This is a genomic window from Bradyrhizobium sp. CFUWI, from assembly GCF_056429085.1.
The window spans coordinates 1-25209 of sequence record NZ_JBWJZE010000041.1 but is presented as its reverse complement, the minus strand read 5'-3'; the positions used below and the strand labels follow the sequence as shown (position 1 = coordinate 25209).

The window sequence follows — 25209 nt, the reverse complement described above, 5'->3', positions numbered from 1 at the left end:
AGGACCGCGCCCCGACCGCTCCTTGAGCACCTCAAGCCGGTGCCCAAACAGAAAATGATGCGGGTCGGTGATCGTGACGTGAGACACGACCCGCTCAAGAATAGGGGTACTCTGACGTGTTCGGCGACCCCACCTACGCCGACGCCGTTCTCGACCGCCTGGTCCATAACGCCCACCGGATCGATCTCGACGGCGAGAGCCTGCGGCGAACCCGTAAGCCCGGCCGAAAGGCCTGAGCCCGTGGCCCTGTGGACATGCCGCTGCGCTTGGACAACGCAAAGGGCGTTGCCCACATGCCCATCTGTGGACGCCCCGGTGGATGCAAGAAGAATCTTTCGATCAGGTGTTGCGCGTAGTCGGGTGCTGACATCTGTCCGGCCTTTATTGCGACCGTCATATGTCGCGGGCCCGTATGGGAGTTCGCGGATCAGGTCCAAATCACATCTGTGGACGCCCCGGTGGATGCAAGAAGAATCTTTCGATCAGGTGTTGCGCGTAGTCGGGTGCTGACATCTGTCCGGCCTTTATTGCGACCGTCATATGTCGCGGGCCCGTATGGGAGTTCGCGGATCAGGTCCAAATCACATCTGTGGACGCCCCGGTGGATGCAAGAAGAATCTTTCGATCAGGTGTTGCGCGTAGTCGGGTGCTGACATCTGTCCGGCCTTTATTGCGACCGTCATATGTCGCGGGCCCGTATGGGAGTTCGCGGATCAGGTCCAAATCACATCTGTGGACGCCCCGGTGGATGCAAGAAGAATCTTTCGATCAGGTGTTGCGCGTAGTCGGGTGCTGACATCTGTCCGGCCTTTATTGCGACCGTCATATGTCGCGGGCCCGTATGGGAGTTCGCGGATCAGGTCCAAATCACAGCGGCGTACTTGGAAGCACCTGGGCATGTACTGGTTTTCCTGACCCCGTCTCATCGACTGTTGCGCCGTACCTTCCGTTTGACCTTCCTACCTCCTCGACGACCTCTGGTCGGGCGGATTAAGCGATTAAGCCGCTGCGACCCGAGCTTTGTAGACCCCACCGTTGACCATCAAAGCCCAAACGGTACGGGCCATCTTGTTGGCAAGAGCCACCGCGACAAGCATGGGCGGCTTACGAGCGAGCATGCGCTCCAGCCATCTCCCTTGCGATGCACCGCGTCGGCGAGCCAGCTTCACCACCGCACTCGCCCCGATGATGAGGAGACGCCGTAGTGTTCGCTCACCCATTTTCGATATTTGGCCGAGCTTCTGTTTTCCACCAGTGGAACGTTGCAGCGGCGTCAACCCCAACCACGCGGCGAAATCCCGGCCACGTTTGAAGTTTTCAGGGTCAGGCGCTAGCGCCATCAGAGCTGTCGCCGTGATTGGGCCGATGCCAGGAACCGTCATAAGCCGCCGCGCAACTTCCTCTTCTCGGGCTCGTCGCGCGATCTCAATATCGAGGTGCTTGATTTGCTCTTCCAGCACCCCCAGCATCTTGACAAGGATATCGAGCGCCGGGTGCGCCGCCATTGGCACGCTGCTCCCGGAAGCTTGCGCGTGCTCAACCAGCGCGGCGACATTGGACGTTCCCTTTGCAACGACCAGGCCGTATTCGGCGAGGTGACCTCGCAACGCGTTTATGATCTGAGTACGTTGCCGGACCAAAAGATCGCGAGCGCGAAACACGACCGCGCTCGCCTGCTGGTCCTCACTCTTCACGGCGGCAAAGCGCATGGTGGGGCGTTGGGCCGCTTCGCAAATCGCTTCTGCATCGGCCATATCGTTTTTCTGACGCTTAACAAACGGCTTTACATAGGACGGTGGAATCAGACGCACGGTGTGACCCAGCTTGCCAAGCTCACGAGCCCAGTAATGAGAGCTGGCGCAGGCTTCCATCGCTACCAGGCACGCAGGCTGCTGGGCAAAGAAACCCAGCACTTTGTCACGACGCAGCTGTTTGCGGAAAACAACACCGCCGCTAGCGTCTGCGCCATGTGCCTGAAAAACATGTTTCGCCAAGTCTAGTCCAATCGTGCTAACTTCGTTCATGGACGCTTCCTCATTTGTGACGGTTCAACACCCTTCACTTTGGCACATCGATGCCGTCGAGGGGCGTCCACCCCATCACAGCAACAGCAGCAGACAGGGTTTCTCGCAGCGTGATAGAAACGGATCAGGAGCGGTCAGTTTCCAACTAACAAACCTGTTCAAGCTGTCCCGCTCCGCGGGTCCATTTCAAACAGGTCCATCTGATGCATGCCGAACCGCCGGTTGCGCCGAACCGGGTTCGCCGATATCGCCGTCCTGCTTGCCATGAGCCTCTCCCCGATTCTGGTCGTGAGAAGCTCCGCATGCACCGGAAAGCGGTTCATTCAATGATGATGTCGCGCTCTTGACCACTGAATCGAGAAGCGACGACAACGCGTTGAGCGCTTCCAGGCTGACAAAGGGCTCTGCCGTTAGGCTGTAACCCCGAGCACATGCCGCGCGGTCGAACATCCAGGATGGGATCTCCAGAAAACGCTGCGTCTCCGATCCATCCAGCGTGCAGCGGAAAACAACGCCGTCCGCCTTGTCGATCACGGCATGGACGAAAACCTCGCTGCCTGCCCAAGGATGAAGCCGGTACAGAACCTCACGGCATACGATCCCGTGGGCGTTCTCAATCCTTGTTGTACAACGAAGAACGGCCCCATGGCGCGATCGGCAATCGACCGCCGATTTTGCTGCACAACCACGTCGGCGCAACCAGCCCGCCAACGTGACAGAGGCGCAAAACTCTAATTCTGGGTGGTCCAAAGTTCGGTCTCGCTACAGCGACGGCTCCGGTTTCAGAGAGTTGTGGCTGATAGAGCGGTCGCATGTTCATGTAGCATTTGGTCGACCACGCCGTTCCGGCAATGTGCCGCAGCCGGGCCGCCGCCAAGTTGAGACAGGATTGACCGTCGGGGAAGGCGCCGACGACACGGGTTCGTCGCCGGATCTCCTTCATGATGCGCTCGAGCGGATTGTTCGTTCGAATCTTCCGCCAATGGATGTCCTGAAAGGCATAGTAGGCGAGCGTCTCGTGAACCGCCTGCTCGACGAGATCAGCAGCTTTGGCCATACGGCTTGCCCGCAGATCCGCGATGACGGTCCTGGCTTTCTCGTCGGCCGCAGCGCGGCTCTCCTGGGCATGAATGGCCTTGAGCATGTGGCTCACCTCGCGGACCCGGGTCGACGGCACGTGGCTGAAGACATTGCGATAAAAATGCACCATGCAGCGTTGATAGCGGGCCTCCGGCAGATAATCCGCAACGTCGACAAGACCTCGGCACGCATCGGAAACCACCAACGGCACGCCCCTGAGACCGCGATCGACGAGATGCTGCAGAAACGATGACCAGCCGGATTTGTCCTCCTTGGCGCCCTCACAGATGCCGAGGATCTCCCGGAACCCCTCGGCATTGACCGCCGAGGCCACCAGCAGCGAGACGTTGCGAACCTCACCAGCCCAGCTGCGCTTCATCACGATGCCGTCAAGGTAGAGATACGGATGCTCGCCTTCGATCCTGCGATCCCACCACGCCTCGATCTTGGTATAGATCTTCTTGTTCAGGTTCGACACTGTGCTCGGGCTGACCCGGGTGCCCCACATCGCCTCCGTGATGTCTTCGACCCGCCGAACCGAAATCCCGGCCAGATACATCTCGATCAGCGCCTCCTCGACCGAGCTCTCCCGCCTCCGGTAGCGCTCGATAATCGCCGTCTCGAAGGTTTGCCGCCGTAGCTTCGGGACCTTCAGATTGACGTCGCCCGCCTTGGTGTGCAGCGTTCGCTCGTAGCTGCCCGCCCGCGTGTCCTGCCGCGCCGGGCTGCGCTCATACCGCCCAGCCCCGCACAGCTGGTCCGCTTCGGCCTCCAGCATGGCGTTCAGTGTCTCTTCCACCGTCCCGCGGACCATCTCGCCCAGGTGATCTCGAATCCGGGCCTCATCAATTTGGATCACCAGACCCATGGCATTCCCATCGTTCATTCAAAGCTCCTTCATTCTAGAAGAAGCCGTCAATCCTGAAAGTGCGAAAGACTCTGTACGTTATCATGGTGAGTACGTCGCCCGAATGGAGGACGTGCTCGATCTCTATGCCGAGGCACCCGATCCGGGCAGGCCGGTGGTGTGCTTCGACGAAAGCCCCGTGCAGCTCATCGGCGAGGTCCGTCAGCCAATTCCGCCAAGGCCGGGCCGGCCCGAACGTTACGACTACGAATACCGTCGCAATGGGACGGTCAATCTGTTCGTTCTCCTCGACGTGCATCGCCCCTGGCGGAAGGTCAAGCTCACCGAGCGGCGAACGGCAAAAGACTATGCCCAATGCATGCGCGACCTCGTCGACATCCATTATCCCGATGCCGAGATCATCCGTGTCGTGCAGGATAATCTATCGACCCACTCCGCCGGCGCCCTGTATCAAACCTTCCCGCCTGCCGAAGCACGGCGCATCCTGCGGCGGATCGAGTTCCACTACGCCCCCAAGCACGCGAGCTGGCTCAATATGGTTGAGATCGAGATCGGCGTCCTGCGGGGACAATGCCTCGACCGCAGGATCGACACCCCCAAGCGACTGCGCCGCGAAATCTCCGCTTGGGAACGCCAGCGAAATGCCGCTCGCTCCTGCATTAAATGGATGTTCACAACACAAAAGGCCCGCGCCAAAATGGGCCGCGCCTACCCAAACCCTTCCAAAGAGTCATAATCACTGTGCAGAAGTACTAGAGTTGCCGTTCAAAACACACAGGCGCGGCGGCATCTCGCGACAGCTAGGACCACATTCGCTTTCTTGGCTTCAAGATTTAGGCAAGAGGCGGCCAGCGGCGATGGATGCCGCTAGGCCCGCCAACACTGCCACAATCGTCCACAACCAACCTCCCGAAGTTGCAGATGCTTCTTGAGGAGTTAGTTCCGTTACGCCATAGGCTGACATATCGGTCTTCATTGTTGTCTCCCTTTCTGTGTGGGCAGCAGCTATCAAAGACCGTGCCAACTGCGTCAAAGAACGCTGTTCGACAGCATAATTGAATGCCTCGCTTCGGCCTTTTAGTTAGGCCCAGCAAGCTATGACAAGATGGTGGAGCCTGCCATCGCGCCGGCCTTTCGTTTCTGGGATCTGTTTTTCTTGCCCTGTTGGGTCACTCGGATTTTGTCTGCCAATCGCCAATCGCAGTTGCCTTATGCTCTGGAGCCGCACCAACAAGGTCGCGTTTGCGACGAGAATTCTATGACTCTGACATGCGACGTAATGTTCGCGGTCTACGAAATGTGAGTACCCTGCGCTGGCGGCAGCAGTTCCTGACCGCCGAATTTGCGAAAGCAAGAAGCATCAATAAGGTTCGCGAGGTGAGCTACATGCTCAAGCCGATTCATGCCCGGGAAATTCGAGATTCGGCTGACGGAAGGCGCGGGCAGCGACGAGGATCTGCGCACCGTCAGGATCGCAAGGAGGCCGATCACATCGCGCAGAATGTCCATGAGAGAGTCCCGGTTGTCTGAACAGAGTTTCCGCGTCGATAGGTGGAGCCTCTGCCGGGGTAAGGCCGCCATGCGGAGTGGCAGTGGGATGAAGTAGGCTTGATCCGGCGTGCTGCCGTCAAGACTCGAATGGAGACGCCTGCTGTTATGGAAGTTGAGATATCGGCCGATCGAGCTGCGCGCCTCGCTGACGCTGTCATAGGCCCGCAGGTACACCTCCTCGTATTTGACGCTGCGCCAGAGCCGCTCGACAAACACGTTGTCCCGCCACGCACCTTTGCCGTCCATGCCGATCGCGATGCCGTTGTCGGCGAGCGCGCCGGCAAAAGCTGGCCGGTGAACTGCGAGCCCTGATCCGTATTGAAAATGTCCAGCTTGCCGTGACGAGCCAAGGCATCCTCCAGGGTTTCGACGCAGAAGGCTGTGTCCATGGTGATCGACAGCCGCCACGACAGAACACGACGTGTTGCCCAGTCCAGCACCACGGCGAGTAGACGAAGCCGCTCGCGATTGGACTGTAGGTGATGTCCATCGCCCAAACCTGGTTCGGGCGGGTGATCTCCATCCCGCGCAGCAGGTGTGAATAGATCTTGTGGCCGGGCTCGGGTCTGGTGGTGAGCTGGACGGCGATAGAGCGCCCCTATTTCCATCCGTCGCATCAGCGTTTTGACATGATAGCGGCGGATCCTGCACCCCTCGGCCGCCAGCAGCCCTCTCAGCATTCGCCAACCGGCGAAGGGAAACTCCAGATGCAGCCGGTCGAGACGCCGCATGATCGCGAGATCGGCGTCCGGCATCGGCCGCGGCAGGTAGTACACGCTGCCGCGGCTGATGTTCAAAGCCCCGGTCTGCTTAGTGAGCGGCAGCTCGCGCTCACGGTCGATCATCGGCTTGCGCTCAGCAATCCCGCTTTGGTGAGCGCTCGCTGCCACAGAGCAAGTCATCCGCGGACTTCTGCGTCCGCTCGGTCTCAAAGTCGGAATCGTCTCGCTGACTCTGTTCGCAGCGCGAGTTCGTGAGTTGGTCAGCGATGACGCCTTACTGGAGGCGATCATGAATCCGCTGCTTGCAGGACGCGAAGCGCTGATGCGGGAGTACGGCCGACTGCATCGTCTGGTTCTGAAGGCCGTGCGCAGTGACCCGGCTTGTCGGCTCTTGATGACGATGCCGGGGATCGGCCCGGTCTCTGCGTTGACCTTCCGCTCCACTGTGGACGATCCCAGGCGATTCCTGCATTCCCAATCCGTCGGCGCCTATCTCGGGTTAACGCCCCGCCGATACCAATCTGGCGAGGTTGATCGGGTGGGACGGATCACAAAAGTCGGAGATGGAGAGACGCGCACAGCCCTGTTCGAAGCTGCCAACGTCGTTCTCAGGCCATCAACCCGATGGTCTCCGATGAAGGCCTGGGCGGTGCGTGTTGCCCACCGGCAAGGAAGCAAGCGTGCGAAGGTCGCGCTGGCCAGAAAGATGGCTGTCGTCCTTCACCGAATGTGGGTTGATGGACTCGAATTCCGATGGACGGCAGTGGCGTAAGGACGCCATCGCCATCCCAACAGACGCCCGTCGCGGGCGTGGGGATGGTCGAGTTCGTATGATCTGTCGTGGCGTCCGCCCTCCAGGCGGCTGACTACGCCGAAGAGTTTGAACCGACCATTCAACCGAATCCCATAGTGTGGCGGTTTTGCCGACCACGAACAAAAGCAAGGTAACCGCGGCACGCGGGCACGCGCTCTTAAGGGTTGAAAGAACCAGACCGAATACAGAAGCACAGATCATATAGGCTTCGTTGCAAAATTGTCACTAAGTGTGTGCTCAAGCAATCCCGCGCAGCCTCCGCCCCAGTCATCCCCATCGCGAGGCGCCGCGTAGGCAATCCTCGCTAGCGCCCCCGCCGACCAAACCTTAGCCCAGTCAACCCCGCGCATTGTCGCTGGAAATACGAGGCGTGCACGGCGATGCACTGCACGGGGAGCCTCGAAGGATGAGCCCGTCGCAGCCAGACGGGCCGGCGCCCTTCGAGGGACGCTGAAGAAGGCGGCCACCTCAGGGTAACGGGGTTGGACTGATCGCCAGACGAAGCGCGTCCCTTTAAGCCGGCGTCAGCTTGGCCACTTCCGGCTTTATGTCGTTCAGCACACCGGTAATGGCCGCAATCAGTTCGTCGATGTGGGCCCTGGTGACGATCAGCGGCGGGCATATGGCGATGGCATCGAGCATGTTGCGTGAGATCACGCCGCGCTCGTGGAGCATGCGGCTGGCGATGCCGCTGACGGCGCCCGGCGTCGCCGCCGCGGTCTTGCGCTGCTTGTCGAGCACGAGCTCGAGCGCCGCGATCATGCCGACGCCGCGGACCTCACCGACCAGCGGATGGCTGCCGAGCTCGCGCAGCTTGCCCTGCATGTAGCCACCGAGCTCGGCGGCATGCGCGACCAGGCTGCGCTCCTCGATGATCTTGAGGTTCTCCAGCGCAATGGCCGAGCCGACCGGATGGCCGCTCGCGGTGAAGCCGTGGCCGAGCACGCCGATCTTGTTGCTCTCGTCCGCGATCGGCTCGAACATGCGGTCGTTCAGCATGATCGCCGACAGCGGGAAATAGCTCGAGGTGATCTGCTTGGAGACCACCATCGCATCCGGCTTGATGCCATAGGTCTCGCAGCCGAACATCTTGCCGGTGCGGCCGAAGCCGCAGATGACTTCGTCGGCGACCAGCAGGATGTCGTACTTCTTCAGGACCTTCTGGATCTTGTCCCAATAGGTCGCCGGCGGCACGATCACGCCACCCGCCCCCATCACCGGCTCGCCGAAGAAGGCCGCGATCGTATCGGGCCCTTCCTTCAGGATCAGGGCGTCGAGTTCCTCGGCCCGCCGCGTCGCGAACGCCTCCTCGCTCTCGCCGGGCGCGCCGTCCTTGTAGAAGTGCGGCGAGCCCGTATGCAGGATGTTCGGCAGCGGCAGGTCGAACGAGCGGTGGTTGTTCGGCAGGCCGGTGAGGCTGGCGGACGCGATGGTGACGCCGTGATAGGCACGCAGGCGGCTGATCACCTTCTTGCGCTGGGGCTGGCCGAGCGCGTTGGAGCGATAGGCGATCAGCTTCAAGACGGTGTCGTTCGCTTCCGAGCCGGAATTGGTGAAGAACACCTTGCTCATGGGCACTGGCGCGAGCGCCACCAGCTTCTCGGCGAGGTCGATCGAGGGACCGTGCGATTTGGCGGAGAAGGTGTGGTAGAACGGCAGCGCCTGCATCTGCTTGTACGCCGCCTCGACCAGCCGCTTCTCGTTGAAGCCGAGCCCGACGCTCCACAGGCCCGCCATCGCTTCGAAATAGCGCTTGCCCGACGCGTCGAAGACATAAGGCCCCTCGCCGCGCTCGATCACCAGGGCACCGGCCTGCTGATGCATGCGCGCATTGGTATAGGGATGGAGCTGATAGGCGACATCCCGGGCCTCTTGCGAATTGGGCAGCATGGACATTTGCGGTGATCCTTGAAAGCGTTATGCCGCCGGTACCGTCATGACTTGGCTATTGCGACGAGGCAAAACTTGCAACGCCAATTCGTCGGCAGCAAGTGCTCAGCAGTGGCCGCAAGCAGCGCGGGCGCGACTCCGCCTCGCCAAATGCCAGCGACGCTGTCCCTGGCACACCCACCGCCGGTGAAGCGAGCGGCAGCGAGACTCGGCGCCGCCATAAGCGCTGTCCCTGCCACGTGCCGCAGACTTCGGTGGTCAGCCTTCCACCTTGGATTGGCATGGCTGACCACCTTTGCTCGTGAGACATATTCCGAGGCGCCACCAGATAATGGCGCGTACAAGTAACCGGGGCACCTACCAGCACCGGTGGGTTGCCGCGTCCCCGCGTGCATGTCATATCAGAGTACTCGGCCTGCAGCTGTTCGAGCTGGATTGGCTCATAGGAGTAACCGCCGTGCCCAGAACCGAAGTGGTAGCGGCAATCCAAGCATTCACGGACTACGTCCGTGCGCCAAGCCATACACCGGCAGAAGACACGTACGGCCCATAGCGAACTGAAGAACAGCTGGCCGATTGGCGATCCCGGGTTGAAGTTATCTGCTCAAAAATGGACGCGGTGGCGGATTGCCTTTTTTCGACATTATCCGAATTCGAGGCGCTCAGACGCGAGATGGGGACAGATTTTCCCGCAACGCCACCCGCTTTACTTAACCGTGTAGCGGACGCATTTTTACACCGTGGTTCGGCGGATGCCGGCCCCTTAATCATGACGGAGCCGGATGATGCCTAGCACATTCTCGCTGCACAAGATCGACGAAGCTATACGCGACCTCGAAGAAAAAGTTGCTCACGGTGCAGAAATCAGCCGCGAGGAGCTCGCGAGCGGCATTCTGCGGATTACGAAGCGTCTTCGAGATGAACTCGAAGCGGCGGTCACGGTAATCGATAGCCTCAAGGATCACACCGGACTCACGGTGGCAGCCTCGCGACCTAAACAGCGGCAACGCTAGCGGCCACGCGACTGGACGGTTCGAGGTGGACAAAGGGAGGCGCTTCCCTGCGGTGTCGCTAACTTCGCCCTGGTCAGCTTCAAGCGGGGCAAGAAGCCGACGGGGATGCATCCTCCGGACGAATGCCCTGGAGCAACTACCAAGACAGGGCGGTGACTTGTCGATCAGTTTCAGGTCGCTGGCAGTGCGGACGCGGCTCGGCGGCTGTTGGCTTGGGGGCATGACAGGCGCTGTCGAGCTATGACGGATTTTGGGTGACGCGGTCCGATCAGGCGGCGCGGACTTCAGCGGTCGGAATGACTTCGATTCCGTCCGCAAACTTTACGCCGGATATCACCTTCGGCAACTGATTTGTGCCCTTCAACCGTCGCCAAGTTTTAGATGCGGCGCCGACGAGCTTGAAGACCATCAACTTTGCTGTGTGTGGCGATAACGCTCCCTTCGTTCGCACAGTCCGGTGCCTGACCGTGCAAAGACGCTCTCGATTGGATTCGACTTGCGCAGATGCGACCAGTGCTCGGCAGGGAAGTCATAAAACGCCAACATGGCCGAGCGATCCTTGATCAGGCATTCAACGGCCGGCTTGTATTTGACGCCGTACTTCTCGACAAAGATATCAATCGCTGTTTCAGCGGCCGCCCGGTTCGGCGCTAGGTAGATGTCACGCAGATCACTCTTTATTGCCGGCTGCACGGACTTGGCGACCTTGTCGAGCACGTTGTTCACCTTGTGCAGCCAACATCGCTGATGTTGCGTGCCGGGGAAGATTTCATCGAGCGCCCGCCATAAGCCGAGAGCGCCGTCGCCGACAGCAAGCTGAGGCCCGATCTGCAAGCCGCGCTTGCGCAGATCGATCAGCAATTCTCGCCAACTTTGTGCGCTCTCGCGTACCCCGACCTGGAAGCCGATGAGTTCCTTCTTTCCTTCAGGCGTGGCGCCTATCAACACCAGGATGCATTCGGCATGGTCCTCCATGCGAGCCTGCAGATAGACGCCATCCGCCCAGATATAGACGTACCGCCGCGCCGACAGGTCGCGCTTTTGCCAACGTTCGTATTCGGCCTGCCAGTCCTTCTTCAGGCCAGCGATGACCGGCGGCGACAAGTTCGGCGCGTCCTTGCCGAGCAAGGCCGAAAGCGCCTCCTGGAAGTCGCTGGTCGAGATTCCCCGCAAATAGAGCACGGGGATCAACGCGTCCAAGCTCTTCGCCCGGCGGGCCCAGAGCGGCAGGATCGTCGAATGAAACCGGATCCTGTCACCTGGCCCGCTTGCTCCACGGTCGCGGGCCTTCGGACGGGCGATCACGACAGGGCCGATGCCGGTGGCAATTTCGCGCGCCGGCCCATATCCATGCCGCACCACGCGCGCCCGACCATCCGGCAGCGCCAGATGCTTCGTCGTTTCCAGGAATGTAGTGAACTCAATCTCGACAGCCCGGGCGATCAGTTCGCGAGCTCCGGCACGCAGAATATCCGTCAGTGGATCAGCAATCTGATCGGGCTGACGCAGAGGAAAAACATTGGTAGTCTCGTTCACGGCGTATCGCTCCTCTGGAGGTTGCTGGCAGGCTTCATCACCCGCCTCGATACGTCGCCTTTCTCAGGTCGTCATCACCCAGGCGAAACAGGACGGACTCGTGTACATTCTGTTTACGTCTGGCTCGACGGGCCAGCCTAAGGGCGCAATGATCGAGCGCGCGGCCCTAAACAATCATCTGATGGAAAAGATTAATGCCCTGGCCCTCACTCGGACGGATTGCATCGCGCAGACGGCGTCGCACTGCTTCGACATCTCGTTGTGGCAGCTTCTGGCAGGGCTGTGCGTCGGAGAGAGTCTTCATCGTTTATGCGTCCGGCGGCGTGCAGCGTCAGCCGGAGACGCGCCTTCATCACACAATTAACAGGGAGTGCATTCATGCTGACAACCTCGGCGGCGCCTCGCGTTTGCCCGCCTCAATTATCACCGACAGGATCGGACGTGCGGCCGCACGCCGCCGTCATGAACTTCATCGAAGGCGCGCGCATCGTTACCGAGGATGAGCTGCAGGCCAACGACATCACGCATTACCACGTCACGAGGTTCTATCGCGAGCAGATTTCGGCCAGTGGCTACTACGACCAGCTTAAGCACATCGTGGAGCCCTCGCTCGCGGAGTTCGACAGTCGCGGCAGACTTGATACCAGCGGCGAGCACGATAACACGGTCGTGCCCGGCCTCCAGCACAAGTATCCCCAGACCGGGTTGCTGCTGGTAACAGACCGTTGCGCTTCATATTGCCGCTACTGCTTCCGCAAGCGCATCGTCGGCAAGGATTCCGATGAAATCGCCCCCGATCTTGCCCGCGTGGCGCAATACATTGGCGCACATCCAGAGATGACGAACGTGCTGCTGTCGGGAGGTGATCCATTTGTGCTCAGCACCAGCAAGCTCGACAAGATTGTCGATCACCTGCTGCCAATCCCCCATCTGACTTCGATCCGCTTCGGAACAAAAACGGTCGCCTTTGCGCCCAGGCGTTTCGAGGATCCGGCTCTGACCGCTCTATTCCAGCGGATCCAAGACGCGGGCAAAACCGCAGTGATCGTCGCACATTTCGATCACATCGGCGAAATCTCGGTCGATGCAGAGCGCAACATCCGCTCCCTGCGCGCGCTAGGCGTGCAGTTTCTCAACCAATCCGTGCTCCTCTCAAGAGTCAACGATGATCCCGACGTCCTGGCGGCGACATTCGCCAAATGTCACGAAATGGGTGTCCGCCCCTATTATCTTTTTCAGGGCAGGCCGGTGAAGGGCGCATCGCATTTTCAAGTTTCATTGCGCCGCGGGATCGAGATCGCGCGCGGCATCAACCAACGTCTCAGCGGCATCCAGAAGACATTCAAATACATTATGTCCCACTACACCGGGAAGATCGAGATCCTCGACCTCGGAGCCGATGGCCGCGTGTATATGCGATATCATCAGAACAAGACTCCCGCAAAAATCGGAAAGATCTTTTCCCGGCCGCACGTCGGAGGCGCCTGCTGGTTGGACGATCTGCCTGAAGCATGAGATTGACAGGCCCGCGATGCTGATCATCGACCCAGAGCGCGTGGAGCTCGAAAATGCTGCCGTTCCGATGCGGCAACGCGACGGGGCAGTGGTGACGGCTTTCCCCCTCGCTACCAAAGCGGGATCGGAAATCCTGCGTGCCCGGGGGCAATGCGATCGACGCGGCGGTGGCTGCGGCCTGGACGCTGTGCGTCTGCGAACCGAGCGCGTCGGGTCTCGGCGGGCAAACCGTGTTGCTCGTCCGGTTTGCGGACGGTCGAACGCAATTTATCGACGGACATTCCCGGGCGCCCGCGGCTGCTTCGCTCGGTACGATCGAGGTGAATGAGCAGCGGCGCGGGTACCGCTCCTGCACGGTTCCATCGACTCCCGTGACGCTGGACTGGACACATCGCAAATACGGTGTGCTCAGCCGCGAAAGGGTGATGGCGTCAGCTATCCGCATCGCCGAAGAAGGCTATGCGATCACGCCGTTGCAGCAGCGACACACCCGGTGGGTAGCCGATTATCTGCGCGCATCCCCGGCCGGCGAGCTGTTCCTGCACGAGGGTCTGCCGCCAGACATCGGTCGCACCTTTCGACAACCGAAGCTTGCCGCCACACTACGCCGGCTTGCGGATCTCGGCATCGAAGACTTCTATTGCGGCCAAATCGCCCGGCAGATCGCAGCTGACATGCGCGCCTGTGGAGGTCTCATCACTGAAGCAGATCTGGCAAGCTGCAGTGCGCCCGCGCAGGCAGACGCGGTTTCGGCGCTTTACGGAGGACATCGGATTGTCAGTGCCCCGCCGCCTGGCGGTGGGATGCAACTCCTGCTGGCATTTAATGTCCTCGCACAGACGCGAGCGCTAGGAGTCGCCTCCTCCGATGATGATTGGCGCGCTGCGATCGCGCTCGCCTCATCTGCCGTGTTTCGTGATCGGGAGCTCAGCCCTTTGGCGCCAGACGACTTCACTCCGCATCTGCGCGACTTGCGGTTGGGCGAAAATTATGCGCGGCGGGTCGCCGACACCGTCCTGAATTCACGAACCGGCACGCAGCTCGATAGCCCCGAAGAGCCGGGCGATACGACCCACCTATCGGTCTGCGATAGGGACGGGACCGTCGTGATGCTGACGCAATCCATTCAGTCGCTCTTCGGCGCCAAAGTGGCGCATCGTGAACTGGGATTCTTATACAACAATTATCTCTGCACGTGTCCCCGGCTATCTCACCCCTATGGACTCGGGCCACGTTGTCGACCGCGCTCGAACATGGCCCCGACTCTGGTGTTGCAGGACTCAACCGGCCTGCCCCTTCTCGCATTGGGCGCCGCCGGCAGTCGCCGGATCGTTTCGGCAATTCTTCAGGTCGTAAGTGGCGTGATCGACCGAGGCTTGGACATCGCCGAGGCCGTGGCGGCGCCTCGCGTCCACGGGCTGGTCGGTCGCAAGGTCTGGATCGAGCGACCGGCGGCCAGTGAGTCCTTGTTGGCAAAATTGCGTGCGCGCGGCCGCATGCCGATCGTCAAGTCACGGCACAGTTTTGCGATGGGCTCAGTCAATGCGCTGCAATTTGCTGCCGACGCAGCGTGAAAGGCGCGACCGATCCCAGGCGTGATGGCCTTGCGGAGGTGCTCTCTTGAACGGAACATGCAAGAACGACGATGCGCAAGCGGCCGCCGCGCTCAAGACAGACTGGTTGCTCGTCGGGCTCTTTGCCCTGCCGCTCGGGATCGCGCTCAGCAAGCTTCCGATGCTGCCGACCTCGTCCATTTGTTCGAGTTTTTTTTCCCTCACCGAGTTGCCTGCCCAGTTCTACAAGCCCGCGGAGAGCGTGCTGTTTGTTTCCCTGGGCGCCGTCGTGGTCGTGCTCTTTCGCCTCACGCTTGGCGTCAAGGTGCTGGGCCTCTTTCGGTCAATCTTGATGGCGATCGGCTTCGACATCATCGGCATCCCGATCGGCCTCGCATTCCTGCTCTTGGTGCTCCTTGTTACCGTGGCTTTGCGGCCGCTGCTCAAGACGGACCACAGTTACGCGCGAATAGCCGTGCTGTTGGGTCTGGCGGCAGCGCTGCTGGACGCGCCTTTGCTGGCGGGGAATTGGTGGGATATTGCCTGGCTTCGCGAGATAGCGCTTTTCCCCGTGATCGCGCTGTGTTTGACCTGCGAGAGCTTTGCAAAAGTGCTTGACGAGGACGGAGTCTACGAAGCGGTCTGGCGTACGTTTACCACGGTATTGGCAGCCCTCACCATCGTAACTGTAATGAGCCTGCCGGGCACGCTCGGCATCTATCTGCGTTTCCCGGAACTGCTGCTGGTGCAGGCCGGCTGCATTTTGCTGATCAACGAGTATCTCGATTTCCGCCTCTTGGAGGGAGCAAACCCGCTTGCCGCTTGGCGGCGCGGCCAGTTGAGCGCGGTTCGTCCAGCGGAGCTGCTTCCCCTTCATGAAGCGGATCCAACCGAACGACTTGACAGCGGACAAACACAAGGGAGGAAGCAGTCATGCGGGTAGCCGTGGTGTGGAACAATGATCATACGGGCGTGATCAACCGGTTCGGCCAGCTTTGTCCGGAGAAATACGGCCGCAGAACGGTCGAATATGTGATGGCGGCACTGCGAGAAGGCGGACAAGAGACGTTGCTGTGCGAAGGCGACAAGGGACTGCTTACTACTCTCGAGCGGTTCATGCCGGCCGATCCCCACGGCCGGCCCTCCGGCATCGTCTTCAACATGGCGTATGGAATTCAGGGCGAGTGCCGCTACACGCACGTTCCCGCCATGCTCGAATTGGCCGGCATTCCCTACACCGGCTCGAGCCCGCTCGGGCACGGTCTGGCGCTCGATAAGGTCATCACCAAACGGCTGATCCGCGATCGCGGGGTGCCGACCCCGAAGTTTCGCGTGATGCGTCACGGGACCGAGAGTACCGGCGACCTCAGATTTCCGGTCGTGGTGAAGCCGGTTCACGAATCCACTAGTTTCGGATTGCAGCTCGTATATGAACCGGTTCGATTGAGGGAGGCCGTCGAACAGATCGTCACGGAATATGCGCAGGATGCGCTCGTGGAAGAATACATTGAAGGTCGGGAAATCTGTGTCGCACTGCTCGGAAACGGGGAGCCTGAGACCTTGCCTTTGGTGGAGCAAGATTTTGGGGAGCGCGAAACCCGCCTTATCACCTGGGAAGACAAGATGCACATGGGAGCCGCGGAGCCACAGAAGATTTGCCCGGCTCAAATTGGGAGCAGCCTCGCGAAGCTTCTGCGGGATATTTCGGTTGCGACCTTCCGTGCCTGCCGATGCCGAGATTACGCCCGCGTCGACATCCGGATTGATCACTCGGGACGGCCCTTTGTCCTGGAGATCAACTCCATGGCGGCACTCGGCATGAGCGCCTCGTACATCCTGGCCGCGAAAACCGCCGGATACAGCTTCCCGGGCCTGGTCAATCGCATCCTGGATGTCGCCCACACGCGCTATTTCGGAATCGGCATCTCTGAGGCCGAACAAGCGACGAGTCGTGACCGGATTTATTCTGCCGTTGGATAGTGGACCGCTGGGCTGTCGTTCCGGCAACTGACTGGACCACGTATTGAGGTCACGCAATACAATTGAGGTCACGCAATACAGAGGTTTCGTTCTGGCTCTCGGCCGAAGCGGTGGTTCAGTCAGACGTCCATGAACCGCACGACCAAGGAAGCGATCGTCCAACGCTATTACTACGATCGACACCATCAGCTCGAAGCTCACCTTGCCGACCTCATCAACGCCTACAACTATGCTCGGCGGCTGAAGACCCTGAAGGGCCTCACACCCTACGAATACATTTGCAAATGCTGGACTTCCCAGCCCGAACGATTCAAACTCAACCCGCTCCAGCAAATGCCGGGACTAAACACCTAGTTTTGGGTAGCACTTCATCAGTGATCTGAGGCCGGCAAACTGGACCATTTTTGGCTAGAGTTGGCGCTGCGTAAATCCACCCGGCAGGGAGGAGCGACGACGATGAAGGCCTCAAAGTTTTCGGACGCCCAGAAGGCGTTCATCCTGAAGCAGGGCAGCGACGGGGGTGTGGTGGCGGAGATCTGCCGCAAGGCCGGGATCAGCCAGGCGACCGACTTCAATTGGAAGAAGAAGTATGACGGATTGCTGCCGACCGAGATGCGCCGGCTGAAGCAGCTCGAGGAGGAGAACGGCAAGCTGAAGAAGCTGGTCGCCGATCTGTCGCTCGACAAGGAGATGCTGCAGGACGTGATCCGCCGAAATGTATGGTCTGCCCCGCCTGTGCAAGGCTCTTGAGCGATCCGACTTCGACAGTCTGCGTAAATGTATCCGGCCTCTCGCGAGTGGGCTGCGGTTGCAGCCAGGCCATGATGAGATCAGCACGCCGCGTTCCCAGATAGCTAATCGGGCACTGGCCCGTTTTCGGCGAAGGGCTTACGCGGCGCCGATCAACTGTCTCGTCATCAGGACTCGAACCTCGCAGTCTGCTGCCCGGGCCTACGGGAATGCGGCGAACAGGGTGAGACCCCGCATTGCCTCGCCTTAATTGTTACCGGATGCTGAGCCGTTGCCTCACGTAAATTGCTCCCCTGGATCGGGAACGAGCGGGGGCGCAGATGGGGTGGCTGAGCATGGCAACGCGGAAGGAACTGACGGCGGCGGCGGGCGCGCGCTATCGGCGTTCGGATAGCGCGAAGAAGGCGCGGATATGTCGACATCACCGGATTCCATCGCAAACATGCGATGCGTCTACTTCGAGGCCAGGAAGACGTACGCCGAGGCCGACGGACACGACGTCGGGTCTGTAATGAGGCAGAACACAACGGGCTCGTGCTGCTTTGGGAAGCGTCAGACCGGATCTGCGGAAAGCGACTGAAAGCGTCGCTGCCAGCGTTGGTTGAGGAAATTGAACGGCACAACCAGCTCAAGCTTTCCCCTGAAATCCACGACAAACTTTTGGCGATGAGCGCTGCGACGATCGATCGCGCATTGGCTCGGATCCGAGAACAATTAGGACGCCAGCGCCAGCGGCATGCAGCGCATTCCCTGCGTCGCAGTGTTCCAATACGGACGTCGGCAGATTGGAACGATCCGGCGCCGGGGGTCGTCGAGGCTGACCTTGTAGCGCATAGCGGTCCATCTGCACGCGGCAGCTTCATCCAGACCCTCGTGCTCACGGACATTGCTACCGGCTTGACAGAGTGCGCTCCTCTGATCGTGCGCGAACAGACGCTGTTGAGCACGGTGCTGACGGAATTGCGCAAACATTTGCCTTTTGTGCTGCTCGGCCTCGATACCGACAATGATACCGTGTTCATGAACGAGAAGCCTACTGCGAGGCGGCCAACATTGTCTTCACGCATTGCCGTCCCTACCGGTAGAATGACCAGGCGTTCGTCGAGCAGAAGAGCGGCGCGGTCGTCCGCAGGATGGTCGGCTATCGTAGGTTCGAAGGCGTGGAAGCGGCCGAGCTGCAGGCCGAATTATATCGATCAGCGCGGCTGTTCGTAAACTTCTTCCAGCCCTCGTTCAAACTGTTAGCCAAGCAGCGCGACGGTGCTCGCGTACGCAAGACATACAGCGCGCCGGCAACACCTCACCAGCGCCTGGCAGCGGACGCCCGCACGCCTGACGCTGTCCGCCATCATCTCCAAGAAATCTATGCCGCTCTCGATCCAGTCGCGTTGTTGCGCGACATCCGCGACGTGCAGGAGCGCCTCGGCCCTGCTCAAGGGCGAACAGTGTTTTTTTGAAGCTGAGACCTTCGCGTCGCAGGAAAGTCCATACCGCATGGTGCGAGACTTTCACGCCTCGCGCGGCAAGTTCGTCTTTCAGCCCGTGCAGCGTAAGATGTGGCGTCTGCTTGATCCGCTCCACGATGAACGTTCGATGCGGCTCCAGAACCGGCTTTACGGTGACCGCCCATCTTGCCCGGTGCCACCGAACGCGTCGCGCGATAGCGCTGCCGCCACTTCATAACGGACGACACTGCAACATCGAACCGGGCCGCCACAGCATGGCAACTCTCGCCGGACTCCACCGCCTTTACGGCTCGTTCACGAAGATCATTCGGAAAGGGGGCGGACCATCCGATGCTGGCCTCCGATCCAGCCAGCATCTTGAATCATAAACCGCCGCCCGACGGAATCTTGAGGGTTCTGTGAGGTCGCGGGGCAGGCGCGAGCCGCGCGCTCGGTCGGGCGTGCGACCTCATAGAAGCCGGATTGAACGAGCCGCTGCCACGCCCGAGCAGCGGGCGAGCTTCAAGGCCGATGATCGTCGACGATCGCCAGGCGCAAACGCGTGCACAACTTGAGCGATATGGCACGGATGTTGCTAATTTGGGAAAGTAGGTTGTTGAGCGTATGTGCTGTCAATGGGTTAGGCGTGGCGGAAAAGTCACTCGTGACAACCCTGGCGCGAGAAGCCCAACAACGGCCTTCAACGGGTGCGACGGCGTTGCGGAAAGTCGCCCCGGCATCGTCCCTTGGATGTGTCGCGATGTTGTTGGTCGCCATCGTTGTCGATCCGACTGCACGGTGTCTATTGATTCGAACCACCGCCTGCCGAGAGTGAGGAAGGTTGCTGGCACTCCGCACTCCAGCAACAAACTCAATGCCGCGGCAGCGGCTTCGTTGTGTGCCGGGCATGTTCAATAGCTCGGAAGTGAAAGTCTGCCACCCAACCTGATGGAGGTGAAGGGATAGAGAAACGCAAGGGCTGCCGCCGCGAGGCGGGGTCTGAAGGAAGCGTGGATCGAAGATGCGGGCCGATGAACAAGAACCGGATATGAGGCGCCAGTGTCGGACGAGCGGGCAACACATCGCGAAGTCCATATCCATCAAAGACGCGAAGCGTAGATCCGGCGGTCGTGCATCGAAGGCGATTGAACTTACCCCGGGAGATCTGCCCGGCGTCGCTGTACGGCGACTGAGATGACCGTGAGGTCGTCTGACCACCTGGCAGAAGTCAGCAGAGGGCGTAATAGGTCATGCTGTCGGCGAAGCTATTGAGGCACTCCAAAGCTGAAAAGCGGAGCAACGGATAGGCAGAGTCGGAAACGATGGCTGAAGGCCCGAACGAGTGAGAGAGGCAAGTAGGATCGGCACCTCATGAACGGAAAGCGGCAGACAAACCAGCAACGACTGGCCTCAGGCACGGATGGCCGGGGTGAAACCCCGGCTGCCGCGACCGGAGGAGCCGAACCGTCTGTGGCGATGCCGGCGACCGAAAGCCCGGCTTTCCCAGAACGTCTGATGGAGGAGGTGTGTAGCCGCAAGAACCTTCAAAGAGCGTGGAAACGCGTTCAAGGAAACAAGGGAGGCCCTGGTGTCGATGGGATGACCATCGACGTCGCCAAGGCATTCCTGCGTGAGCACTGGCCAGCAATTCGGCTCCAATTGGCTATCAGCCACGGCCGGTTAAGCGGGTGGAAATTCCGAAACCGGATGGTGGGGTCAGAAGGCTCGGCGTTCCCTGTGTCGTCGACCGCCTGATTCAGCAAGCCGTGCTGCAGGTTCTTCAAGAACAATGGGATTCGACGTTCTCCGAGCACAGCTACGGATTCCGGCCGGGACGGTCGGCGCACCAGGCCGTAGCCCAGGCACAACGCTACATCGCTGAGGGCTACAACGTTGTGGTGGATCTCGATCTGGAAAGAGTTTTCGACCGAGTCAACCATGACATCTTGATGTCGCGCGTCGCCGCGCGGGTGACCGACAAGCGCGTGCTCAAACTCATCCGGGCGTTCCTGAACGCCGGACTGCTGGAGGACGGCCTGATCAGACCGGTGGAAGAGGGGACCCCTCAGGGTGGTCCGCTCTCGCCCTTCCTCAGTAATATCGTGCTCGACGATCTCGACAAGGAGCTGGCTCGACGTGGCCATCGGTTCTGTCGCTATGCGGACGACTGCAACATCTATGTTCGCAGTCATCGCGCCGGTGAGCGGGTCATGGCCTCGATCACCCGGTTCCTGACCGACAAGCTCCGGCTAAAGGTCAATGAGGCCAAGAGCGCGGTGGCACGACCGGAAGGGCGCAAGTTCCTAGGGTTCAGTATTGCGAACGATGGGAGCGAACGACGCATTGCGCCGAAAGCGCTCGCTAAGTTCAAAGACCGAGTTCGGGACGTCACATGCCGGACACGAGGCATCAATCTGGAAAGGATTATTAAGGACCTCTCGCCTTACCTCATCGGATGGCGAGGGTACTTTGGGTTCTGCCAGACTCCTCGCGTGCTCACAAACCTGGAAGCCTGGATTCGCCGGAGACTGCGAATGTATCTCTGGCGACAATGGCAGAACGGGCACAAGCGATTCACGGAGCTTCGCCGCCTCGGCATCGCGAAGTTCGCCGCATCGGTTGCCGCCGGTTCGCCGACGGGGCTCTGGCGAATGTCCGGGCACCCGGCGGTCCAGCACGCCCTGCGCAACCACTTCTTTGACGCTCTCGGTCTCCCCCGAATACTGGTTCCTGGGCCAGCTTAACTCAGTCGAACCGCCGTCGTACGGACCCGTATGCCCGGTGGTGTGAGAGGGGTGGCGTCGCGAGACGTCCCCCTATCCCGATCAATCCCTCCCGATTCAATCTGGTCGAGACCGCTCTAACGTCGTAGGCTCGACGACGCGGGCTGCGTGGGTGTTGCCACGAGTAATCAGGAAAGAAGCGGGCGGCCAAATTGTCGATCAACGCTTGGATTTTGGTGGTTGTTCGCCGCGCGAGCGGCCGATCGCATTGTTAAAGGTCCCCCTTTTGAGCCGGCCGCGGGGCCATGGGCTTTGATCTAGCTGGAATCCACCGAGATCGAGCCGGACACGCCGCTTGATTCAGTCAGAGCGTAAAAATGTTGGTCCAAATGCCCTCTCGGCTCCAGCGACTGACGCGGTTGTAGACCGTTGTGTAAGGACCGTAGACTTCCGGGCAATCACGCCAGCGCGAACCTGCTTTTAGCAAGTGGACAATGCCGTTGATCACGCATCGATCATCGATCTGATGCGCTCCCTTGTGCCCTCGCGGCAACAACAGCTCAATCCGCCGCCATTCCGCGTAGCTGAGCCAGTCCTCACCGCGCTTGATCCAGCGCAACCTTGGATGCGTCCGGCCATGCTATGTCGCTTCGAAATGTCGAATTGCAATCGAGGCACATCATGAAGGCGTATTTCATCGGAGCTGGCATCGGATCGCTCGCGGGCGCGGCATTCCTCGTTCGCGACGCGCGGGTGCCGGGGCGCGATATCGTGATCTACGAGCCACAGCCGCTGGTCGGCGGCAGCCTCGACGGCGCGCTGCTTGCGAACGGCGCCTATTCGTTGCGCGGCGGGCGCATGCTCACCACCGATCACTACGAATGCACCTGGGACCTGCTGTCGAGCATTCCGTCGCTCGAACATCCCGGCCTCAGCGTGCGCGAGGAGACGATCGCGTTCAATCTGGAGACTCCAGCGCATTCGCAGGCGCGGCTGGTCGACCGCAACCGCTTTAAGATCGATGTGACGCATATGGGCTTCTCGGCGCGCGACCGGCTCGAGCTACTGCGGCTCGCCGAGGCATCAGAGGAGACGCTCGGCAACAGCCGCATCACCGACTGGCTGTCGCTCGGATTCTTCGAATCGAATTTCTGGTACATGTGGCAGACCACCTTCGCCTTCCAGCCCTGGCATAGCGCCCTTGAGCTAAAGCGCTATCTGCACCGCTTCATGAACGAGTTCCCGCGGATCGAGACCCTCGCCGGCGTCAAGCGCACGGTCTACAATCAGTATGACGCGATCGTGCGGCCGCTCGCCGACTGGCTGAAGCAGCAGGGCGTGCAGTTCGTGCGCGGCACGGCTGTCACCGACATGATGCTTGAGGACGACGGCTGGCGCGTGCGCGTCCGCCAGCTCATGCTCGACCGCGACGGCTGCACCGCCAATGTCCGCCTCGATGACGACGACCTCGTGTTCTTCCAGAACGGCTCAGTGACGGACGCCTCGAGCCTCGGCACCATGACGGATCCGGCGCCGCGACTGACCAAGAAGGATAGCAAGGGCTGGGCGCTGTGGGAGACGATCGCGAAGGGACTCCCGAATTCGGCAATCCGTCCGCATTCAACACCTCAATCCCCGAATCCTACTGGCTGTCGTTCACCGTTACCTGCAGGGACCCCCGCTTCTTCGACAAGATGGAGGCGTTCTCAGGCAACAGGGCCGGCACCGGCGGGCTCGTCACGTTCAGGGATTCGAGCTGCTGATGTCGGTGGTGCTGTATCATCAGCCGCATTTCGCTGGGCAGCCGAAGGACGTGCAGGTATTCTGGGGCTATGCGCTGCACCCCGATCGCGTCGGCAATTTCGTGGCCAAGCCAATGTCCGATTGCGGCGGCGCAGAGATCCTGAAGGAGCTCTGCGGTCACCTCAACTTCGACGCGAGCGTGTTCGAGGATGCGATCTGCATTCCCTGCCGCATGCCCTACATCACCAGCATGTTCATGCCGCGCAATCTCGCCGACCGGCCGTTGCCGGTGCCGAAGAATTCGGTCAACCTCGCCTTCGTCAGCAAGTTCGTCGAGATCCCCCATGACGTCGTCTTCACTGTCGAATATTCGGTGCGCGCGGCGCAGATGGCGGTTTATCAGTTGATGAAGGTCGATCGCCCGGTGCCGCCGGTGACCCGTCACGACAAGTCGCTCGCGGTGATCTTCGCGACACTGAAGAAGGCTTTCGGGTGACGCATTCCCGGGACGGCGTCGCGATCGCGCGACTGCAAGCGGCAGTCTGACGTGAAAGACGGCGCCCCTGACGGGACGTTTTCGGCTCCGATGCGGCCGCCATGCGCTTCGACGATGGTATGCGCGATCGAGACCATGTCGCCACGCAAGTGTCTGGTACTGTCCAGAATCTTTCGCACTTTTGATCAGGCGACGGCTCCTGTTTCAGAGAGTTGTGGCTGATAGAGCGGTCGCATGTTCATGTAGCATTTGGTCGTCATCAATTTGGATCACCTGACCCATGGCATTCCAATCGTTCATTCAAAGCTCCTTCATTCTAGAAGAAGCCGTCAATCCTGAAAGTGCGAAAGACTTCGTACGTTATCAAGCGCGGCAACCGTATTGGTCTGGAATCTTGCCTCGACCAACTGTCCGACAAACTCGACTTGCGCTCGGTTTGACCTGCCCCTGAATTTTCATCCAGCGGCAGTTAGAGTCTCGGGGTTTTGTACGCCAAGTGACGCGGGTGGAGCAACGGACGATCGGCGGAGCTGGTCGGGGTTGCGTAGCCGATCGTCCGTTGCGGTGAGGTGGGCCGCGTAGGCCGCGGGGGTCAGGTATTTCAGCGATGAGTGGGGGCGCTGGAGATTGTAGTCGGCGACCCAGACAGCGATCTTTATGCGGGCGTCGTCAAGATCGAAGAACAGGGTCTCGTTGAGCAGCTCATCGCGCATCCGGCCGTTGAAACTCTCGACGAAGCCGTTCTGCATCGGCTTTCCCGGTGCGATGAAGTGCCAATCGATGGCGGCGTCCTTGCACCAGGCGAGCATGGCATTGCAGGTGAACTCGGTGCCATGGTCGGACACGATCATTCCTGGCTTGCCGCGTCGCTCGATGATTGCCGTGAGTTCGCGGGCCACGCGCCGCCCCGAGATCGACGTCTCTGGAATGGCGCCTAGGCATTCCTTGGTGACATCGTCGACGATGTTGAGGATGCGGAAGCGTCGGCCACTGGCGAACTGGTCGTGAACAAAGTCCAGCGACCAGCGTGCATTCGGCTTGGCCTCCACCAGGATCGGGGCACGGGTTCCCACGGCCTTGCGGCGAGCCCGCCGCTTGCGGACGGTGAGCCCTTCCTCGCGGTAAAGCCGGTAGATCCGATTGATCCCCGACGGCTCGCCCTCCCGCCGCAGCAGGACGAACAGCCGGCGGTAGCCAAAACGTCGCCGCTCGTTGGCGAGGTCACGCAGCCGGCCACGGAGGGCCGCGTCTGGAGCACGGCCGGAGCGATAGCGGATCATCTTCCGATCCGCGCCCACGATCGAACAGGCCCGCCGTTCCGACAGGCTCATGACGGCCTGCAGATGCGCGACCGCAGCGCGCTTGGCGGCGGGCCCTACCATTAATGGGATGACCCGCCCCGTCCTCTCAGTCAGACTGAGTTGGCTTTTGAAAGGAGGAAGCAATGAGGACACGGAACAAGCCCAGGCCGGCAACGGTGTTTGGGATCGACATTGGCAAGAACTT

At 60.5% G+C, this 25209-nt stretch carries 12 protein-coding genes and 12 pseudogenes; 14 read left to right on the top strand and 10 right to left on the bottom strand.

The features are described 5' to 3' along the window. Positions 1 to 119: 119 nt before the first annotated feature. A pseudogene (locus tag AC066S_RS36910) lies at positions 120 to 236 on the top strand (ATP-binding protein); the annotation flags it as partial. Positions 237 to 998: 762 nt separating this feature from the next. Here the strand turns inward: AC066S_RS36910 and AC066S_RS36905 are convergent. From AC066S_RS36905 to AC066S_RS36895, 3 genes and pseudogenes are all read right to left on the bottom strand, one after another. Further along, positions 999 to 2024 (bottom strand): IS110 family RNA-guided transposase, encoded by a 1026-nt coding sequence (locus AC066S_RS36905; protein WP_478271850.1) that lies wholly within the window; start codon positions 2022 to 2024, stop codon positions 999 to 1001. Positions 2025 to 2210: 186 nt separating this feature from the next. After that, positions 2211 to 2558, bottom strand: coding sequence for a hypothetical protein (locus AC066S_RS36900; protein WP_167767823.1), 348 nt, complete (start codon positions 2556 to 2558; stop codon positions 2211 to 2213). Positions 2559 to 2790: 232 nt separating this feature from the next. Further along, a pseudogene (locus AC066S_RS36895) lies at positions 2791 to 3972 on the bottom strand (IS256 family transposase); the annotation flags it as partial. An 82-nt stretch (positions 3973 to 4054) separates the two neighbouring features. Here AC066S_RS36895 and AC066S_RS36890 point away from each other — a divergent pair. Further along, a pseudogene (locus tag AC066S_RS36890) lies at positions 4055 to 4708 on the top strand (IS630 family transposase); the annotation flags it as partial. An 836-nt stretch (positions 4709 to 5544) separates the two neighbouring features. On the opposite strand, the pseudogene AC066S_RS36885 reads toward AC066S_RS36890, so the two are convergent. Beyond that, positions 5545 to 6401, bottom strand: a pseudogene (locus AC066S_RS36885) (IS3 family transposase); the annotation flags it as partial. On the opposite strand from AC066S_RS36885, the pseudogene AC066S_RS36880 reads away from it, so the two are divergent. Further along, positions 6400 to 7017 (top strand): annotated as a pseudogene (locus AC066S_RS36880) (IS110 family RNA-guided transposase); the annotation flags it as partial. The pseudogenes AC066S_RS36885 and AC066S_RS36880 overlap by 2 nt on opposite strands. Positions 7018 to 7572: 555 nt before the next feature. Here AC066S_RS36880 and AC066S_RS36875 read toward each other — a convergent pair. After that, on the bottom strand, positions 7573 to 8955 hold the full coding sequence (locus AC066S_RS36875) for an aspartate aminotransferase family protein (RefSeq protein ID WP_126262039.1): 1383 nt from the start codon (positions 8953 to 8955) through the stop codon (positions 7573 to 7575). Positions 8956 to 9734: 779 nt separating this feature from the next. Between AC066S_RS36875 and AC066S_RS36870 the strand changes: the two genes are divergently transcribed. Next, a complete protein-coding gene (locus AC066S_RS36870) occupies positions 9735 to 9962 on the top strand; it encodes a hypothetical protein (RefSeq protein WP_235884933.1) in 228 nt (75 codons plus the stop codon). 268 nt (positions 9963 to 10230) lie between these two features. On the opposite strand, the pseudogene AC066S_RS36865 reads toward AC066S_RS36870, so the two are convergent. Next, a pseudogene (locus AC066S_RS36865) lies at positions 10231 to 11498 on the bottom strand (IS256 family transposase). Here AC066S_RS36865 and AC066S_RS36860 point away from each other — a divergent pair. The 8 genes and pseudogenes from AC066S_RS36860 to AC066S_RS36825 all read left to right on the top strand — a co-directional run. After that, positions 11482 to 11862 carry an AMP-binding protein gene (locus AC066S_RS36860; RefSeq protein ID WP_126262037.1) on the top strand — a complete coding sequence of 127 codons (381 nt, stop codon included), beginning with the start codon at positions 11482 to 11484 and terminating at the stop codon, positions 11860 to 11862. The pseudogene AC066S_RS36865 and the gene AC066S_RS36860 sit on opposite strands and share 17 nt — an antisense overlap. Before the next feature lie 98 nt (positions 11863 to 11960). Continuing rightward, a complete protein-coding gene (locus AC066S_RS36855; protein ID WP_126262041.1) occupies positions 11961 to 13013 on the top strand; it encodes a KamA family radical SAM protein in 1053 nt (350 codons plus the stop codon). A 137-nt stretch (positions 13014 to 13150) separates the two neighbouring features. Next, positions 13151 to 14587, top strand: coding sequence for a gamma-glutamyltransferase family protein (locus AC066S_RS36850; protein WP_235884931.1), 1437 nt, complete (start codon positions 13151 to 13153; stop codon positions 14585 to 14587). A 46-nt stretch (positions 14588 to 14633) separates the two neighbouring features. Continuing rightward, positions 14634 to 15509, top strand: a complete 876-nt coding sequence (locus AC066S_RS36845; protein ID WP_164719138.1) for a 7TM domain-containing protein — start codon at positions 14634 to 14636, stop codon at positions 15507 to 15509. Next, positions 15500 to 16546 (top strand): D-alanine--D-alanine ligase family protein, encoded by a 1047-nt coding sequence (locus AC066S_RS36840; RefSeq protein ID WP_126262036.1) that lies wholly within the window; start codon positions 15500 to 15502, stop codon positions 16544 to 16546. Before AC066S_RS36845 ends, AC066S_RS36840 begins: the two co-directional genes overlap by 10 nt. A 129-nt stretch (positions 16547 to 16675) precedes the next feature. Next, positions 16676 to 16900: pseudogene (locus tag AC066S_RS36835) on the top strand (IS3 family transposase); the annotation flags it as partial. Between the two features lie 102 nt (positions 16901 to 17002). Continuing rightward, positions 17003 to 17260, top strand: a pseudogene (locus AC066S_RS36830) (transposase); the annotation flags it as partial. Positions 17261 to 17616: 356 nt separating this feature from the next. After that, positions 17617 to 18720: pseudogene (locus AC066S_RS36825) on the top strand (ISNCY family transposase); the annotation flags it as partial. Here the strand turns inward: AC066S_RS36825 and AC066S_RS36820 are convergent. Together AC066S_RS36820 and AC066S_RS36815 are read right to left on the bottom strand one after the other, a co-directional pair. Continuing rightward, positions 18671 to 19118, bottom strand: a pseudogene (locus tag AC066S_RS36820) (helix-turn-helix domain-containing protein); the annotation flags it as partial. The pseudogenes AC066S_RS36825 and AC066S_RS36820 overlap by 50 nt on opposite strands. 145 nt (positions 19119 to 19263) lie before the next feature. Continuing rightward, positions 19264 to 19518 carry a hypothetical protein gene (locus tag AC066S_RS36815; RefSeq protein WP_126262035.1) on the bottom strand — a complete coding sequence of 85 codons (255 nt, stop codon included), beginning with the start codon at positions 19516 to 19518 and terminating at the stop codon, positions 19264 to 19266. 911 nt (positions 19519 to 20429) lie between these two features. Here AC066S_RS36815 and ltrA point away from each other — a divergent pair. Further along, positions 20430 to 21485 (top strand): group II intron reverse transcriptase/maturase, encoded by a 1056-nt coding sequence (gene ltrA, locus AC066S_RS36810; RefSeq protein ID WP_235884930.1) that lies wholly within the window; start codon positions 20430 to 20432, stop codon positions 21483 to 21485. Between the two features lie 343 nt (positions 21486 to 21828). On the opposite strand, the gene AC066S_RS36805 is transcribed toward ltrA, so the two are convergent. After that, positions 21829 to 22083 (bottom strand): transposase, encoded by a 255-nt coding sequence (locus AC066S_RS36805; RefSeq protein ID WP_126262034.1) that lies wholly within the window; start codon positions 22081 to 22083, stop codon positions 21829 to 21831. A 62-nt stretch (positions 22084 to 22145) separates the two neighbouring features. Here AC066S_RS36805 and AC066S_RS36800 point away from each other — a divergent pair. Continuing rightward, positions 22146 to 23703, top strand: a pseudogene (locus AC066S_RS36800) (oleate hydratase). A 455-nt stretch (positions 23704 to 24158) separates the two neighbouring features. Here the strand turns inward: AC066S_RS36800 and AC066S_RS36795 are convergent. After that, positions 24159 to 25085: pseudogene (locus tag AC066S_RS36795) on the bottom strand (IS3 family transposase); the annotation flags it as partial. Between the last annotated feature and the right edge of the window lie 124 nt (positions 25086 to 25209).